This window comes from Nocardioides sp. Soil777 (assembly GCF_001428425.1).
Lineage (GTDB): Bacteria > Actinomycetota > Actinomycetes > Propionibacteriales > Nocardioidaceae > Nocardioides > Nocardioides terrigena.
On sequence record NZ_LMSN01000021.1, the window covers coordinates 1 to 16,825 of the forward strand.

At 68.2% G+C, this 16,825-nt stretch carries 10 protein-coding genes and 1 pseudogene; 4 read left to right on the forward strand and 7 right to left on the reverse strand.

The features are described 5' to 3' along the window. Nucleotides 1-46: 46 nt before the first annotated feature. A complete protein-coding gene (locus ASG88_RS21440) occupies nucleotides 47-379 on the forward strand; it encodes an ANTAR domain-containing protein (RefSeq protein ID WP_157559887.1) in 333 nt (110 codons plus the stop codon). 376 nt (nucleotides 380-755) lie between these two features. Here ASG88_RS21440 and ASG88_RS21445 read toward each other — a convergent pair whose 3' ends face one another. Then, nucleotides 756-1,388, reverse strand: a complete 633-nt coding sequence (locus tag ASG88_RS21445; protein ID WP_056889505.1) for a response regulator transcription factor — start codon at nucleotides 1,386-1,388, stop codon at nucleotides 756-758. A 1,475-nt stretch (nucleotides 1,389-2,863) separates the two neighbouring features. Here ASG88_RS21445 and ASG88_RS22815 point away from each other — a divergent pair. Further along, on the forward strand, nucleotides 2,864-3,199 hold the full coding sequence (locus ASG88_RS22815; protein WP_082600920.1) for a histone-like nucleoid-structuring protein Lsr2: 336 nt from the start codon (nucleotides 2,864-2,866) through the stop codon (nucleotides 3,197-3,199). Between the two features lie 183 nt (nucleotides 3,200-3,382). On the opposite strand, the gene ASG88_RS21450 is transcribed toward ASG88_RS22815, so the two are convergent. Next, nucleotides 3,383-3,757: a response regulator gene (locus ASG88_RS21450; protein WP_321163842.1), complete on the reverse strand. Its 375-nt coding sequence runs from the start codon at nucleotides 3,755-3,757 to the stop codon at nucleotides 3,383-3,385. Nucleotides 3,758-4,583: 826 nt separating this feature from the next. On the opposite strand from ASG88_RS21450, the gene ASG88_RS21455 reads away from it, so the two are divergent. After that, nucleotides 4,584-4,826, forward strand: coding sequence for a hypothetical protein (locus tag ASG88_RS21455; protein WP_157559888.1), 243 nt, complete (start codon nucleotides 4,584-4,586; stop codon nucleotides 4,824-4,826). Nucleotides 4,827-4,971: 145 nt separating this feature from the next. Here the strand turns inward: ASG88_RS21455 and ASG88_RS21460 are convergent, their stop codons facing one another. The 5 genes and pseudogenes from ASG88_RS21460 to ASG88_RS23260 form a co-directional block, all read right to left on the reverse strand. Beyond that, a complete protein-coding gene (locus ASG88_RS21460; protein WP_056889508.1) occupies nucleotides 4,972-6,216 on the reverse strand; it encodes an IS256 family transposase in 1,245 nt (414 codons plus the stop codon). Between the two features lie 170 nt (nucleotides 6,217-6,386). After that, nucleotides 6,387-11,984 carry a MobF family relaxase gene (mobF, locus tag ASG88_RS21465; RefSeq protein ID WP_056889509.1) on the reverse strand — a complete coding sequence of 1,866 codons (5,598 nt, stop codon included), beginning with the start codon at nucleotides 11,982-11,984 and terminating at the stop codon, nucleotides 6,387-6,389. Between the two features lie 166 nt (nucleotides 11,985-12,150). Next, nucleotides 12,151-13,131: IS110 family transposase (locus ASG88_RS21470; protein WP_235534958.1), on the reverse strand; the 981-nt coding region annotated here is incomplete at its 5' end. Nucleotide 13,132: 1 nt separating this feature from the next. Beyond that, nucleotides 13,133-13,407 (reverse strand): annotated as a pseudogene (locus ASG88_RS24270) (IS110 family transposase); the annotation flags it as partial. A gap of 1,256 nt (nucleotides 13,408-14,663) precedes the next feature. Next, nucleotides 14,664-14,828 carry a hypothetical protein gene (locus tag ASG88_RS23260; RefSeq protein WP_157559889.1) on the reverse strand — a complete coding sequence of 55 codons (165 nt, stop codon included), beginning with the start codon at nucleotides 14,826-14,828 and terminating at the stop codon, nucleotides 14,664-14,666. A 489-nt stretch (nucleotides 14,829-15,317) separates the two neighbouring features. Here ASG88_RS23260 and ASG88_RS21480 point away from each other — a divergent pair, with 489 nt between their 5' ends. After that, complete coding sequence (locus ASG88_RS21480) at nucleotides 15,318-16,679, forward strand: ABC transporter substrate-binding protein (RefSeq protein ID WP_162259886.1); 1,362 nt, start codon at nucleotides 15,318-15,320, stop codon at nucleotides 16,677-16,679. Nucleotides 16,680-16,825 lie beyond the last annotated feature (146 nt).

The following is a 16,825-nucleotide window of genomic DNA, read 5'->3' on the forward strand; positions in this document are numbered from 1 at the left end:
GGCCCTCCTGGCCCGTTAAGCGCGGGCTGCGGGCGTGCGGTCGCAGATGGCGGTCAAGCTGTACCTGGGCGAGGGCACSTTGGGCGGTATCAACTTCTACTCCACGAGCTCCGATGACGTKAGCGACGACGCTCAAGTCCTCGCTCGGCTGTTCGCCACCCATGCAGCCATTGCCCTGGGGCATGCCCAGGAGCGCGAGGCCTTCAAGGAGGGTTTGCAGACGCGCAAGACCATCGGGGCGGCTATCGGCATTCTCATGGAGCGCTACGAGATGAACGAAGACCGCGCGTTCGCCTTCCTGGTCCGGGCCTCGTCGCATACGAACATCAAACTCCGCGCCGTTGCACAAGAACTCGTGTCCGAGGCAAACACCAAGTAGGTGGGCCCGCAGCACGACGGACGTTCTCATCATCCGCGACCTGGCTGACACGCAGGTGCGTCTTATCGCCGCGTGCAGGCGCGCCGTCGCGGTTGGTGTTAGCGCCGTCGGTGCCCTGCGAAACGCATCGGACCTCACTGCGGCCGCTCACCCTGTCGAGGGGCAAGGTCGAATCATCAAGTTATCGAGGGCGATCCTGGCTCGCTCGGGGGAGAGAACGGCGGAGCCTGACGCCGGGCACTGACCCTACGGCGCGCGCTCCCAGGGGGGTCGCCATCGCTCTCGTCGAGCCGTACATCGGCGGTCGGAGCTGAGCCCCCGGGTCTCGACCAAGTGAGGTGACTTCAGTTCGGGTCGCCCAGACTCGGGGTGCCCCTTAAGCCGATGCGGAAGCAGGTAGGGGGACTACGTGATGCCCGCCACCGAGTCCGTGCGCCACTGCCCACAACACGGCCTGGGATCGGCTGTCGACGTCGATCTTGCGGTAGCAGGACCTGATGTAGGACTTCACCGAGTTCACCGACAAGTTGATGTGTTCGGCCACCTCGAGGTTGGTCATCCCGGAGGCGATGAGGGAGAGCACCTGGGCCTCGCGCTCGGTGAGGCCCTGGTCCTGACCGGCCCAGTCCGATGACAGGGCTGCGCCATGACGACCGGGCGCGACGATGACGCGTCCGGCGTTGATCGCTCTCAGTGCCTCCACCAGGGTCGCCGAGGGGAGTCCCTTGGACAGGTAGCCGGTGGCTCCCTGGCGGATCCACTCGCCGGCCGACCAGGGTTGGAAGTTCCAGGTGTAGACGACGACATGGGCGATGTGCGGGTCTGCCACGAGGCCCTCGAGCGTGCGGTCGCGTGGGCCCGATACGAGCGGGTCGAACAGGACAATGTCGACCGCGGGCCGGGCCGCCAGGTCGGGGACGAGGTCGAACTCGTCGCGCGGATTGAGCATGGCGGCGAGGCCGCGCATCACGAGTTCTTCGTCGTTCACGATCGCTACGCGGATGGTCATGGACGACACCTCTCGGGGTGAGCCACACGCTGGCAACACGGACGCCTCTTGGCTGAAGCGAAGAAAAGATACTGCGTCCGTGATGCGAACCCAAGAGGGGGGACGGCGGTCGTATCTGGCGCGGACACGTGGGCCCCGTCGACGGAGCCATCGCCATGGCTCCGCCGACGCGGCGAGGTGATACCACGCTCTTGGCCAGGGTGCGGGTCGGGCTGTCGCCACCCACACTCGCCAACCTTTGCGCGTCCGGCCTGTACCGAGACAAGAGGACACGCGTAGCCCCAAAGGGCGGGCCCAGCGTAGCCGAGGGCAGGCCTGGGCGTGGTGTGATCTCGGCGACCCGAGCCACCGTGCCGGCGCACAATTCACGAGTGGTGTCGCTGGCTGAACGCACCGAGAGGGGGCGGGTGCGCCGGCGGAGCAGCGCCTCCTCCATCGGGTATCTAGCAGCACCGTCACGGTCTACCTGATCCGTCGGGCCTCGCCCGCGACCGGCAACGCCCCGTCCTGTCATGGAGCGAAGGACGGGACGCCGATTCGATCGCATCCTGATGACTCAAGGCACACACCTTCTGACGGGCATTGAGGTCCCACTGTCAGGGGGCATGAGTCGGACACCAAGCCAGTACCGGGCATGCAAACCGGGCCGCGGCGTCGGAGCCCCATGGGGTGGGCTCCGACGCCGCGGTGGTTGTGCTCACGTTGCTGGCCGGGGCGCGGGTCGGGCCGAAGCCACCCGCGCTCGCTAGTCGTGATCCGCTGGGAGGGGGCAGTGCGGACTCCCTCCCAGGAGGCCATCCGGAGCCTAGGGTGAGGACGGATCGCTGTGGGTGCGAATGACCAACGACGCTCGAAATTTGGGGGTTGTCACCTGTCTCGGAGCCGCTCTCGCATCATGGGGCAGCCGGGTGGCATGCTCACAGTTGTCGGGCGTCGCCCAGGTGTACTGGGGTCATGTGGGCGGCGCCTTGTTCTTGTATGACGCAATGCGAGACCGGCCCGCCGCGGCACACACGGGGGAATGTTGACGCGACGGACCGGCGCCGTCGATGTTAGACCCAGCACCGCGGGCATCCCAGTCAGGGGGTTTCGACGGCGAACGACCAAACGCGTGGTGTGACTCCGTGCCGCGCGAGTTTGGTCAGCCTACGGCCGTCGAGGTGCCGGTCGCAGAGGCTCGATGGCTCGCGTTTCGGGCGTGACACGTGTCGACCAACTTCCGTCGCGGTTCCTCGGCGGCATCGGAACCGATGAGCAAACGTCGCGATTCCCTCTGCCAGTGGCAGGCGCACGCCCAATGAAGTGGGTCAATCCGCCGTATGTGTGGACTTGCTTGGTGACCGCCCGGTGATCATGACAAGCACTCGAAGAGCGAATGGCAACTCCAAATCGGTAAGGGACCATCGTGGATGCCGAGCTGTCTCAGATCGATGTGGAGTTGGACTTTCGCGATTCGAGGCGCGACCATCCTTACTATGGCAAGAACCACGATTGTGCAGATCAGCGACGATCTCGATGGGTCTGCAAATGCAAGCGAGGTCCGGTTCGGATTTGAAGGGACCGAGTACTCGATCGACCTCAGTTCGAAGAACCGCAAGGCTCTCGAGAAGGTCCTCCGGCCGTACGTCGAGGCAGGACGCAAAGTGTCTGGGCGATCCGCAAGGTCCGGTCGTTCAACTCGGACCAAGTCTGCGAGCGACGCATCCGAACTGGCTGCCGTGCGGGCGTGGGCCAAGGAGAACGGTCATCAGGTGTCGGATCGTGGTCGGCTGCCGAAGAGCGTCCTCGATGCCTACTCCGCGACTCGGTGAAGGCGCAGAGCTCTCACGGAGTCGACGCCCGAGCCGGGGTGACGGACGCCTTCACATGGCGGCGAGTGGCGCTCCGGGTGTCTCTGTCTGACTTACGAAGTGGCGGCGCGGCACTCCGGCACTTCGTCGGCCCCGCAGCTACTACTTTTGTCGAGGTAGTGCCGGCCTGCGTGATGCATCCGTCTATCGGTTGTCGGTCAAGCGGTATCGGTCCTGGACTGTGAGGTCAGCGATCAACTCGGCGAGCTGGTGTAGACGAAAGGGTTTCGTCAGGAACGACGCGACGCCGAGTTCTTGCAGGGTGGCGCGTGATTCGCCCGTCCACGCGCTTACCACCACGGTATGCAGGCCTTCTGCTCGGTCTGGGTTCGCGTTGAGCCAGGAGACCACTTCGACGCCACTCATTCGGGGCATCGCGAGGTCGAGCAGCATCACGTCATAGCGATGTGCGGTCAGCAACTCGACTGCCTCCGTTCCGTCCGTGGCTTCCTCGGCCACGTGCCCGGCTCGTTCGACCATGCGAACCATCAGGGCGCGGAGATCGTCAGTGTCGTCCACGACCAGGAAGCGCCTTGGCGTCACGAGACACGCTCCTGGTCGAAACGATGTCGTGGATGTCCCAGTGGCCATGCTCCTGCTGTCGACCAGTCATCGATCAGTTCGCGGCATCTCGCGGCGCGCTCGGGGTCGTCGGGCAGAACGAGTCGTGCGAGCCGCGCCCGACGCCCGCCCCGTTCGAGGAGGAAGGCGCTCCCACCGGCATGCTCGACTGCGGTTAGGAGCGGGTGCAGGGGCCGGGCCGAGTGAATGATGAGTTCCTCGGTTGGCATGACGACCTCGATCTCGTGAATGTCTGAGCGCGGTTTCCCGTTCCGGCGGGGCCGGGCGGTGGGCTGTGCTGGCGGTTGGTCGGTAGTCCCCGAACGGTATGGCGTACTCATCGGTCATTTGTTGTGACTCCGCTCACTCCATGGACATGACAGAGGGCGTTTAACGCAACTGGCAACAGCCCAGGGTGCCGTTTTGGTGGTCAGAGGGCGCTCTGGTTGGCGATCCCGAAATTGGGGACTGGCGAGGGACACTGCTGCACACAGGCATCCCCGTCAGTTGCCTCCTGCGCCCGTGATAGCGGACGGTCCGCCGTGCGGCGTTCCTAATCCAATCGTCAACCGATCGGCCTGTCGTCCCGCACAGAAGTTCCAGGAACTCTCCCGAGGTGACCGGCGGGAGTCGAACCCCGTGTGGACCCGCATGGCATGGGGCGCCCCAGCACAGAGAGGGTCGCGTTCTGGAGACGGCGGATCTTGAGACCCGGTTCCCAATTAGTTTGCCGAGGACCGACAACCCGTGCCCGATGTGGGCCATGTGCTCGACGATGACTGCGATGGATGACGTGACGCGAATGGACGAAGTCCGCGGGATTGACCTCCTGCGCTTGAATGAAGTGGGCGACATTCGAACCCTCAAGCGCTTGATGGCCGCGAAACAGGGCGTCGTCGACGCAGAGATCGAGCTCCGCACAGCAGTGGAGGTTGCCCGGGAGGCGGGCACCTCATGGGGGGACATCGCTGTGGCCCTCGGGACGACCAGGAGCAACGCGTACCAACGGTTTGGTCGTCGCGGCTGATCCGGCCCGCTACTCGGCGCTGGGTTGTCCGTCGGCGCGACGTGGCGTTGCAAGACGATAGGGACGGTCACTCCGCCGCCTTCGGGACGCTCGCCGGTCAAGTCCCGTGGGGTGGTGTACGACGGTGATTCGTCGTTGATGGTGTTCAGGCGCTGATCGCGCCGGCGGTGTTGGTGTCCTCCTCGGTCTGGTCGGTGGTGATGAGGGTGAGTCGGCTCTTGGCGAGGACGTCGAGTCCGAGGTAGCGGCGTCCGTCTGCCCATTCGTCGTTCTGCTCGGCCAGGACTGCGCCGACGAGGCGGATGATGGAGTTGCGGTCGGGGAAGATCCCGACGACGTCGGTGCGACGGCGGATCTCGCGGTTGAGGCGTTCGTTGGGGTTGTTGGACCAGATCTGACGCCACACGGCTTTCGGGAAGGCGGTGAACGCGAGGACGTCGGCGCGGTGTTCGTCGAGGTGGGCGTGGACCTCGGGCAGGGACGTCTCGATCTGGTCCAGCAGCTTGTCGTACTGGTGCTGCACGGCGTCGGCGTCGATCTGGTCGAACACGCTGTGCAGCATCGCTTTGACGCCGCCCCAGGCGTGCTTGGGACAGATCGACATCAGGTTGAACGTGTAGTGGGTGCGGCACCGTTGCCACGATGCTCCGGGCAGTGCGGCCCCGATCGCGTCGACCAGTCCGGCGTGCGCATCGGAGGTGACCAGCGCGACGCCGTTGAGACCGCGGGCGACGAGGTCCTTGAAGAAGGTGTTCCACCCGGCACCGGATTCGGCGGTGGAGGTGGCGACGCCGAGGATCTCGCGGAACCCGTCGGCGTTGACGCCGGTGGCGACCATGACCGCGATCTTGATGACCCGCCCGCCTTCGCGGACCTTCATCGTCAACGCGTCCGCGGCCACGAACGTGTACGGGCCGGCGTCGAGGGGCCGTTCGCGGAAGTCGCGGACCAGCTCGTCGAGATCGCGTGCCATCACACTGACCTGGGACTTCGAGAGCCCGGTGATGCCCAGCGACTGCACGAGCCGGTCCATGCGTCGAGTCGAGACACCGAGCAGGTAGCAGGTCGCGACCACCGAGGTGAGCGCGGCTTCGGCACGGCGGCGTCGCTCGAGGAGCCACTCGGGGAAGTAGGAGCCCTCGCGGAGCTTGGGGATCGCGACGTCGAGGGTTCCGATGCGGGTGTCGAGGTCGCGGTGCCGGTAGCCGTTGCGGCGGTTGGACCGCTCGGGGTCACGGGTGCCGTAGGCGGCACCGCAGACGCTGTCAGCGTCGGCGGACAGCAGCGTGTTGATGAAGCCCTGCATCAGCTCACGCAGCAGGTCGGGACTGGCCTGTGCCAGGTGCTCGTGCAGGAACTCGGTGGGGTCGATACTGGGACCAGCGGTCATCGCTGTGCCTCTCTTCGAGTGGGTTGTAGGAGATTCCTCGAAGAATCACGCGGTGACCGCGCCAGCGTCTACGCCCGGGCCGTCACCACGTCGTACACCACTCTGCTGGACTCAACTCGCTCGCCGCACTGGCAATCGTGTGGCCTAGTAGGGCCTGCGCTTGGGGAGCTTTAGGGAATGGGCGGCCCGAACGTAGGCAGCGGTTCGGACGTAGTTCTGTCCGTTCCTGAGTGGCTGGCCAGGACGGGAAGGAGTCGAGCGGCGGACGCTGTAGCGGCTGTGGGGCGTGTCTGCAGCGCGCCTCGGATGTCAGCGAGGCGATCGGCTAGATAGGCGTCCGGATCTTTGAGCCGTGCCTCGTTCTGGTCGAGTACTTCGAGATGCAGGATGCCATGGGAGAGGTGCAGGCGCTGGGTGACTCGGTCGATGGCGGGGGGCCAGGCCAGCGGCGGGCGGGCCGAGATGATGCGTCCGGTCTCGCGGGTGAGGGTGAGCCGGGTGGCGGGGTTGCTCCAGTCGGGGTGGTCGAGCAGGAGCTGGTCGACCATAACCTCAGCGAGAGGCCGCCGATCCGCGATGGCGTGCTGGAGATGCGCGGGTCCGTGCTGCTGGAGGAGCTGGGCGGGGTCGAGGCCCGGCGGAAGTGTCAGGTAGGTGGGGTCGGCACCCCGGGTCGTGAGGTGCCAGTAGGCGCGTCGTGCGGCGGTCCAGCCGGCGTGGTCGGCATCGGTGGCGAGGGTGATGTGGGTGGGGTCGTCCCGGTAGTAGGGGCGGAGCAGGCCGAGCTGGTGCGCGGTCAGTGCCGTGCCGAGGGCGGTGATCCCGATGGCGGCGCCGTCGCTGGAGAGGGTGAGGGCGAGGGCGTCGAGGGGTCCTTCAACGAGCACCGGGAGTGCTCCGGACTCGAGTGCGCTGATGTTTTCGGCGAGCCCGAACAGCGCGTGGCCCTTGGTGAACGCCGGCGTGGTGCGGGTGTTGAGGTACTTCGGGCCGGCGTGGTCATGGTCGCCCTTGCGGGGGTTCCGTCGCCCGACGAAGGCAATCGGGCCACCGTGGCTGTCGCGGATGGGAAACACGACGCGGTCGCGGAAGACGTCGACGAAGTGCCCGCCCTCGTGGCGTCTGGCCAGTCCCGCGGCTTCGAGCTCATCGGGTGTGGCCCCTAGGTTGGCGGTCAGGTGCCGGAGCAGGCTGGTGGGGCCGGGGGGTGCGTACCCGACCATCAGGTGCGGGTGGTCGGCGAGGTCGGTGCGGAGTCGGTCGCGCAGGTAGGCGGGCGCCCACGACTTCGGATAGCAGCGGGAGTAGTAGTCGACGGCGGCCTCGTAGAGCTGCACTACCCGAGATCGCGTGAACGGGTGTATGTCCGGTGGCCACTTCAGCGGTGCCAGGTGCTGCGTGTCACCAGGTGGCGTGGCGGCGAGGTCGGGTCGGCCTTTCGACGCTGTTGTCCGCGCGCTGCCTACCTCGGGGTCGCGTCGGTCGACGGACGCGGTGCACGCGGGGTCGTCGCGTTCGAGCAGTGGCGGCTCCGGGTCGTCGGGTTCCTCGGGTGGGTCGGTGAGGGTAGCGATGCGGAAGACGAGAGCATCGGCGAACTCGTGGGCGGGGAGGTCGGTGAGCAAGGGGTGAAGGGCACTTCGGAGGAGGGCATCCGGGGTCCAGTGGTGGCGGGTGCTGGCTTCGTCGATGGCGGCGACTAGGGCGGGCCACGCGGGGGTGTCGGGCAGACTCCGGCCCAGGTCTCCCGGTACGTGGCGGGTGAGGGTGGGCAGCCAGTCGGGGCGCAGCAGGTCGGTGGAGCGGTGGCCGCCGTGCAGGGTGGCGGGGCCGAGGTGGGGGAGGAGGCGCCACCAGAGCGCGGCAGCGGGGTGACCGTCTGGCAGCGGCGATGCGGCGAGGGCGTCGCGTAGCAGGGCGTCGAGAGGGAGCCCCGCCCGATCGAGGCGGGAAAGGCGCTGGCACAGCGTTGCGTTCCACGGGTCGCGGGTGACCCCGTCGGGGAGGCTCTGGTACCAGCTCCGTTGGCGGTACGGGTACGTCGGTCTGGTGGCCCGGACGGCACGGTCGAGACCGGCCTGGTGGTCGCCGGGGGCGCCGACCTGGGGGTGGCCGGTGGGACGTAGGTCGGTGTCGGGGACGTCGTGAACGGCCCGCCAGATGGCGAGCGCGGTCCGCAGCGACTCGGTGTCGGGATCCAGGAGGGGCTGCGCCCAGTCGGGTGCGGTGGCCGGGGTCCACGCCGTGGCGTCGCGGCCGAGCAGGTGGGTGAGGTCGACGACGCGGGCGCTGCGGGCGGTGAGGTACGGGCCCCAGTCCGGGTCGGTGGCCAGGGCGTGGGGGATGGCGGGGAGCCACGGCAGGGGCCCGGAGGCCAGCCCCGTGTCGAGGCGGGTGTCGAGGACCGCAGCGGGGTCGACGGCGTCGCGCAGACCCCCCTTCTGGAGCGCGTTGCGCAGCAGGTGGGTGGGGTCGTGTCCGTCGAGGGAGCGCAGGGCGAGGTGGGAGCGCAGGGTGGGCCAGGCGGGAGCCTCGGTGAGGTCCACGACGAGCGTGTCGGCGACCTCGTTCAGGTGCTGCAGCGCGGACTCGCCGAGGGTCTGCTCGGCTGCGAAGGTGACAGCGTCGAGGTAGCGGGCGGCCGCGTCACGCAGTTGGGCAGCAACGCCGGTGTGGGTGGCGAGCGTGGTGCTCGCCGAGACCGGTGCCTCGTCGCGGGCCAGGACGCCGGCGATCCGCTCGAGGGCGGTGGGCGGCAGGACGGCGTCGGGGCGGATCAGGGTGTGGGGGTCGCCGTCGGTGCCGACGTTGAGGTAGAGGTGGTTGCTGGTGCGGCCGCGGGACAGCGCGACGTACAGGAGCCTGCGGTCCTCCTCGCCGGTCAGGACGGTGTGGGTGGTGTCGACGGTGGTGCCTTGGGCGCCGTGGATGGTGGTGGCGTAACCGAGCCGGACGTGTCCGGCCGCGACGTAGTCCCGCGGGAGCCTCAGGGTGTGGCGCAGCTTGTGGTGGATGACGGTGAGCGATCCGTCGGGGTGGACCGCGCGGATGGTCCACCGGTCCCCGTTCTTGACCCAGTCGGTGGGGCTGATCCGCAGGGTGCGGTCGTTGCGGCGGGTGACGATGGTGTCGCCGGCGGAGGCGAGGGTGCCGTCGGCGAGGCGGAGCGCGGACTCCTTGTCGCGGGGTTCCTTCGGGGAATCGGCGGGGGAGTGACCGATGGTCGGGTCGTCGGAAGGGGCCGTGGCGAGGCGGTCGGTGCGGGCGCGGGTGTTGAGCTCGGCGACGAGTTCGCGGGTGGGCGCGAGGAGGAGGCTGTCGTGGCCGGCGGCGCGGTCGGCGGCCCAGGCGCGGTAGGCCTGGTCGGTCGCGCTGGCGAGGTCGCCGACGTGGATCCGACGGTGGTCGGCGTAGTAGCCGAGCGCGGCGGGGTCGCCGTCGCGGACGGCGAGGGTGGCGGCGGCCTCGGCGTGGTTGCGGCTCCCGTCGGGATTCGTGAACCGGACCACCTCGGTGAGGGTGACTGCCCCGACGGTGGTGGCGATGTCGCGGAGCACCCCGCCGGCGGCGACGGACGCGAGCTGCCGATCGTCGCCGACGAGGCGGACGCTGCCGCCGCGTCCGATGATGTACGCGACCACCTGGTCGAGGTCGGGGGTGGAGGCCATGCCGGCCTCGTCGATGATCACCAGCGTCCGGGGGCCGATACCGGCCACCCAGGCGGGCGGTTGGTGGGCGGCGTCGAGGGACCACACCAGTTTGCTGAGGGTGTCGCACGGACTGGCGGATGCGTCGTCGGGGTTGAGGGCGTCGCGCAGCTCGCGGGCGGCAACGGCGGAGGGGGCGAGCCCGACGACGGTGCCGCCGCCGCCGCGCCACACCGCGGCCAGGACTCGCAGGGCGGTGGTCTTCCCGGTCCCGGCGGGTGCGAGCGCGAGCTGCAGCCGGTGCCCTGAGGTTGCCAGCTCCCGCACGAGGGCCGTCTGGGCCGCGTTGAGGACGGTTCCGGTGGTGGCGGCGTGGGCCAGGGCGATGCCGACGCGGACGTCGCTGATCCGGCGTCCGCCGCGGCCGTGCGCGGGGGGCCGTGCGGTCGCCACAAGGCGCTGTTCAGCCTCCATGATCGTCTGGGACGTGAGCCGCTGGGAGGCGTGGACGGTGTAGACCGACTCGCCGTCGTCGCGGGTCAGTGCCGGCGGAACTGACGGTGCTGGTGAGGGGGCTGGGCTGGGGTAGGGGCGGGTGAGGGGGTCGGGGTCGGTGAACGCGATCGAGTGGTGTGTGATGGCGCGGTCGACGATCCGTTCGGCGGCGCGGTCGACGTCGCTGAGGTCGATGCCCGCGGCTCGGATGCGTCGGTGGGCCTCGGCGCGCAGGTGCCACACCTGCCAGGTGGCGCGCTCGGCCTGCACGGTGTCGACGACCTGCTCGGCGACCTGCCGCACCCACGTGCCGGTGACGCGCTGGTGGGCGGTGCGGTGGCCGACAGCGACCTCGACCATCCGGTCGATCTGGGCGGGGGAGCCGAGGACCCTGACCGCCTCGGCGTGCCAGACGGCGCGCTGGTCGTCCTCGCTGCGCGGGGCGTGTTTGGCCTGTCGGGTCTCGAGGGTGGCCTGCTGGGCCAGGGCATAGGACTCCACCGCGGTCGGGGGCCGGCCGTGCTTGGCCTGGAAGTCGAGCGCGAGCTCGCGGCGGCGTCCCTCGATCGCGATGGACCGGCTCGACCACGCGTGCGATAGCCGCGGGTCGACGCCCACGACTTCGCGGACCGCACGCTTGCCCTCGGTGTCGGGTTGTTCTTCGCGGGGTGCGAACTGGACGCCGAGACGCGCGACCAGCTCGCCCTCGAGGCGGGTGTTGTACCGCTCCGAGAGGGTGACGTTGGCTTTGAACAGCATTCGCCCGTCGATGGCCAGCCACGCGCCGGTGGCGTCCTGGGTCTTGTTGCTGATAGCGACGTGTGTGTGCAGATTGGGGTCCCCGGAGCGGGCGTCGCGGTGCGTGAACGACGCGGCGATCAGACCTGCCGCCTTCACCTGCTGCACGCCACCCCGGCCGCGGCGGGTGAACAGCACCTCGCGTTCGAGGTAGGCCAGGGTCTCCTCAACCGCGGCGTGGTGCGCGGCCTCGACCTGGTCCGCGATGTTCCGTTCGGCTAGCGCCCACAGCACGGACACCGACTTCACGGGTGTGAAGGTGAGGTCGTAGCCGGCGACCGCGGTGGTCTGCTGACGCGACGCCCGGGCCAGGAAGCCCGACCGCTCACGGTCGTCCAGCGGAGCCCGGCCGTGCTCGGTCGTGAACATCTCGTCGGCCACTGCGGTACGGATCCGGGCCCGCACCTCGGGGGGCACGGGCTTCTGCCAATGCTGCCCGCGCTCGCTGTTGTAGTCGGCGAGGCGTCTGGCCACCGCCCGCTGGAACGGGGCGGCGCCCTCGTAGACCGCGAACGCCCGCCCCAGGCCGCCGGCCCTCGCCGCCTCTCGCGGTGGACGCCCCGCTCCGAGCGCCGCACGCTCGAGCAGCTCGGCGTCCGGGTGCCGACCCTGGCCGAACAGGTTCTTCATCTGGGCCTCGGTGACCGTCGCCGCACTCTCCATGCCAAGTCCCGCCAGGCCTGCACCCCACCAGCGGCCGGGGGACTCGCCCTTCTCCGAGTAGTAGTCCGCCAACCCGGCGTGCCCACGATCGGTCGCGTCGTGGGCCGCGACCTGCCGGGTCAGGTACGTGTACCCGTCCCCGGCCGTCAGCTTGTGCAGACCCATCACACGACCCAGAAGACCGTCGCTGGTGAGGCCGGCAGTGGGCCTCTATGTCCACTGTCGATTCCGGGCCGGGGTCCGGAGTAGCCTGCCGGGCAGGTGGGTGCGGTGCGAACGCCTCAGCGAAGAGCAGGATCCGAGGCTGAGAGTTCTGCCGTGCTGCTGGCCTTTAGGCCGTTAGTCGCGCCTCGTTTGCGTCGTCCGCACCCACCGCCAATGGTTGTCCACCGGCGACGGTTGGTCGTGGTCGGTGCACTGGTGAGGCGTGTGGTGAGCCAGCTGGTGAGGCGAATGCGGAGGCCTTCTCGGCGTCGGTGCGCATGGTGCGGTAGATGATGTCGGAGAGCCGGCGTTTGAGGCAGCGGATCGCTTCGCGGCTGCTCTTGCCCTCGGCTCGTTTGCGGTCGTAGTAGGCGCGACCTTCGGTGTCGGCGCGGATCTGGGTGATCGCGATCGTGTACAGCGCACGGTTGAGCTGGCGGTTGCCGCCGGGGTTGAATCGATGCCGCACGGTTCTGCCTGAGGAGGCGGGTAGGGGAGCGGTGCCGTTGCTCGCCGCGAAGGTGTTCCGGTTGGGGTAGCGGCGTGCGTCGACGACCTCGGCGAGGAACCGGGCGGCGACGAGCGGGCCGATGCCGTACTCGTCGGTGAGGGTGGTGCCGCTGGCTTCGACGAGGGCGGCGATCTGACGTTTGAGTTGGGCTGCTTCGGTGTCGATCGCGGTGACCCGTTCGAGTCGTCGTCGGCACAGGCCGGCGCGGACGCTGCGGTCGGGCTCGAGCAGGGCAAGGACGGTGCGGACCCGGGTGCGGGTGGTGAGGTTGGTGACCTGGGCCTGGTAGCCGGGGGCCAGGCCGGTCAGGTCGGCGTGGACCCGGTTGACCAGGGCGGTGCGTTCGGCGATCAGGTCGTCGCGGTAGTCCAGGAGGGCACGCAGGTCCGCGGCGGGACCGATGGCGAGCCGGACCGGTGGCAGCTGGGTTTCGCGGGCGGTGATCCTGGCGATCGCAAGTGCGTCGACGGGGTCGGTCTTGCCCTTGCCGGGCTGGGCCCGTCGCTCGCGTGAGGTCATCAGCGTCGGCACCTCGACGACGACCGTGTCCCGTCCGGGGTGCCATTCGATGGCCAGGTGGACGGCGATGGCGCGACCNCGTCGCTCGCGTGAGGTCATCAGCGTCGGCACCTCGACGACGACCGTGTCCCGTCCGGGGTGCCATTCGATGGCCAGGTGGACGGCGATGGCGCGACCGAAGTTGCCGGACCCCTCGATGCCGACCCGGGTCACCTGGTGGGTGTCGAGGAGTCGAGTCAGGTCACCGAATCCGGGTTCGGTGTTGGGGACTTCGCGGTGGGCCAACTGTCGGCCGGTGGGGTCGATGACGGCGACCGCGAGGGTGTCTTTGTGGGTGTCGATGCCGGCGAACAAGCTGGTCTCCTTTTGCGGGTCCGGAGCAGCGGGGGTCGGCGACGCGCATGCACTTCTGGGGACCGGGGTTCGAGCTTCAGTTGACGGATTCCCATGCCTCTATTGAGCGTCACCGCCGACCACCGGACGCCGCCGGGAGGCATCCACTCTGAGAGCCTCACCCGCGCCGACACGGCGTGGATGGGCAGCATGAGGTCGGGCCTTCCCGGCGACGTTTGCGGTCCGGAATTTCGTACGGACGACAGGGACTGTTCCAGAAGTGCATGAGGTGTGCAGGCTTGCGACTTCGTCGCTGCGTTGGGGGATGAGAATCGGGGGGTCGCTTGGCGAACGCCGGTACATCCGGTGCGGGGCGAGCCCGTCCAGGTGTAGGGCGCAGGGTGCTTGGGAGTGTCTTGGATCGTCGCGGAGAGCAGGACGGTCCGAATCCCGGCCGAGGACACCTTCCGAGCGACACCCGGCCGGGCGGGCCGGGGCGGGCCCGCCGGTCTGGTGAGCGAGCTGATCGGAAGTGCTCTACGAGAGTCGGGGGGTGGACATCAGCAAGGCGCCGTTGACGGTGTGTGTCGCCACCCGGGTGCAGTCGCGGTCGGCATCGGAAGACGCGGACGTTCGAAGACCACGACGAGTTCGCTGGGTTTGATGCGGGTCTGGATGCTGAACGCGGCTCACAGGAAGGTGGTGCCGGGGCGCAAGCCCGGCGGGCGGGATGCGAACTGCATCGCGTATGTGCGTCGTCGGGTTGCTGAGACCGCCGTTCGTGCCGCCCAGGATGATCCGACGGTTGCGGATGCCGGTCCGCCATCAGGTCCAGTCGTATACGACGGGACCCGCGAGACGGATGAGGTCAGGGCTGATGCGTGCGGACGCCTGGGTCAGGCTGTCAACGGTCGCGGAGCTATCGAAATACAACTCGAACCCCAGGGCCATGTCGGTCAACTAGGTCGCGATTCGACGACGGTGGAGCATCGGGTGCACGCGTCCTCGTCTCGCACGTCGAATTGCCTCGTCCAGAAGACGCGCCAGTCGACGGCGAGCAGTCCACAAGCCGTAGACAGTTCGCTGTCGATTCGAGCGTGGACGACTCCCGAGGGCGCGGTCGAGAATCGAGGGCTCTGACCGTAGGGCGTGCTGATCAACCACGTCTGGTGATGAGCGACCTTCTCGTAGAGCTCGGTCATTCTTCCTCCTGGGATTCTGAAGATGGCAACGCCGGTGACGGTTGGGGCTGGGCTGGAGGTCCTGTCACGGTGGGGCTAGACGAAGGTGCTGCGGTAGAGCCAGGCCAAGGTCGGTTCGCCCTCATCCTGCAAGCGATCGGCAATCCGGTTGCGAGACCGGCGGGCGGTGAGAGCCGCCTCGCGAGCGAGCGCCTCTCCGGCCTCGTCCGGCTCAGCGGCGGTCTGGTGCGGTGTCTCCATCTGGTTCCCTCTCGAACGACGGCTGAGGCGAAACTCCCTGCTGACGGGAAGGGCAGGTCGACAGGATCCGCGGGCGATGCAGCACCCGACCGACCTTGGCTCTCCGGATTTCGGACGCCGCGACCCGCGCCCGTCCGAGCGTCGAAGACCTTGCCGTATCCCCTTCCGGAAAACATGTGACCCCTGTTACCTTACCGACATATCAGGTAGATAATTGCACGATGTAGCCCAGATCACAGGCCTGCCCCACAAGCACCTCTCAGGAGGGTTCGTATGTCGAATCACTGTTCCGATCGCCGCCTGCGGCGCCGCCGGTACGGCATCACAGCCGCCATGGCGGGACTCGCACTCGTGGCCCTCACCGCATGCGGAGGCGGGTCTAGCGCCACCTCCTCCGGGGACGGCACCCTCCGGTTGGCTGCCAACCTCGCACCCGACTACACATCGCTCGACCCCGTCGACACGGCGCAGCCCAACCCGTTCCAGCTGATGAGCCCGGTCTACGGCTCGTTCCTGCACGAGAACGAGGACGGCACGTACGAGCCCGACCTCGCCAAGGCAGTCGAGATCGTTGATCCCCAGACCATCAGTGTCGAGCTCCATGAGGGTCAGAAGTTCAGCGACGGGTCGCCGTTCGACGCCGAGGCAGTCAAGTGGGGTCTGGAGCGTACGAAGAAGGCTGACAACCAGTTGGCCATGCGCGTCGCGATCCAGGAGCTGGAGGAGGTCGAGATCGTCAGCCCGACCGAGGTCACCCTCCACCTCAAGACTCCGATCGCCGGCTACTTCATGAATCTCCTCGCTCAGCAGGAGACGGCCATCGTCTCCAAGAAGGCCGTGGACGACGGTGTCAACCTCAACAGCAACCCGGTGGGTGCTGGCCCCTTCATGGTCGACTCCTTCTCGCCGGAGCAGTCGTACGTCCTCGTCAAGAACCCAAACTACGTGCACGCCGACGATGTCTCGGTGGACCGGGTCGAGTACACACACGTAGCCATGGGCGAGCCACAGGCGGCGGCCAACCTGCTTCTCTCCAACGAGGTCGACGCGGTGAGTGGGGACACCAAGCTGGTGCCGGACAACCTCAAGGCACTCGAGAACGGTGGCGTGGGCACTCGCACCGTGACGAGCTCGGCACGGTGGGCGCAGATGTCGCTCTGCAAGAGCCAGGAACCCTTCGATGACGTCCGGGTCCGTCAGGCGCTCAACTACGCTGTCGATCGCCAGGCGCTGATCGACACCGGTGCGCAGGGCCAGGGCCTCCCCATGTGGGACTACTTCCCTGAGGGCGACCCCCTGCACGACCCTGCCATGGACGGCTTCTTCGAGCGCGACATCGACAAGGCGAAGGCCCTTCTCGCGGAGGCCGGCCAGAGTGATCTGAGCTTCGAGATCGCCATCTCGCCGGACATGCGTCGCCCCGCCGAGGTCCTGCAGTCCCAGCTCGCCGAAGCTGGGATCCAGGTCAAGCTGGTGCAGCCCGCCAACCTGATCGAGGAGTTCTTCATCGAGCATGTCCAGCCTGCCGGTCTGTTCAACTCTGGCCGCAAGGGCCTCGACAAGATCTCACGAACCCTCATGCCCGGGACGGTCGGAAACGTCTGCGGCTGGGACGACCCGGACCTGAACGCGGTCGTGGCCGAGGCCCAAGGACTCGAGTCGGACAGTGACGAGTACGCCGCTGCTTGGAAGGAGATCACCGAACGCACCATCGAGCAGGGCACAGCGGTGTATCTGTACTTCGGTGTCGAGAACTCCGCCTGGAACAAGAACACCGTAGACGAACTGGTCTACACGCCGGATTCGCTCGGACAGCTGAACGTCGACGTCGCCCGCACGACTCTGAAGTAGCCACGCCCGTCCCGGCGCGTCTCGCACGAGCGCCGGGACGGCCTGGGGGTGTGCAGCCGGAGTCCGGCTGCACACCCCGACCCGGAACCGTGGCCCGACCACGGATGACACCAGCCGTCACTGTCGACGGCCCAGGCCGGCCTGTT

What these genes read in the sequence shown, in the direction of transcription:
- ASG88_RS21445 (WP_056889505.1), bottom strand. Translation starts at nt 1,388, where the DNA reads ATGACCATCCGCGTAGCGATCGTGAACGACGAAGAACTCGTGATGCGC.
- ASG88_RS22815 (WP_082600920.1), top strand. Translation starts at nt 2,864, where the DNA reads ATGGCAAGAACCACGATTGTGCAGATCAGCGACGATCTCGATGGGTCT.
- ASG88_RS21455 (WP_157559888.1), top strand. Translation starts at nt 4,584, where the DNA reads ATGGATGACGTGACGCGAATGGACGAAGTCCGCGGGATTGACCTCCTG.
- ASG88_RS21460 (WP_056889508.1), bottom strand. Translation starts at nt 6,216, where the DNA reads ATGACCGCTGGTCCCAGTATCGACCCCACCGAGTTCCTGCACGAGCAC.
- mobF (WP_056889509.1), bottom strand. Translation starts at nt 11,984, where the DNA reads ATGGGTCTGCACAAGCTGACGGCCGGGGACGGGTACACGTACCTGACC.
- ASG88_RS23260 (WP_157559889.1), bottom strand. Translation starts at nt 14,828, where the DNA reads ATGGAGACACCGCACCAGACCGCCGCTGAGCCGGACGAGGCCGGAGAG.
- ASG88_RS21480 (WP_162259886.1), top strand. Translation starts at nt 15,318, where the DNA reads ATGAGCCCGGTCTACGGCTCGTTCCTGCACGAGAACGAGGACGGCACG.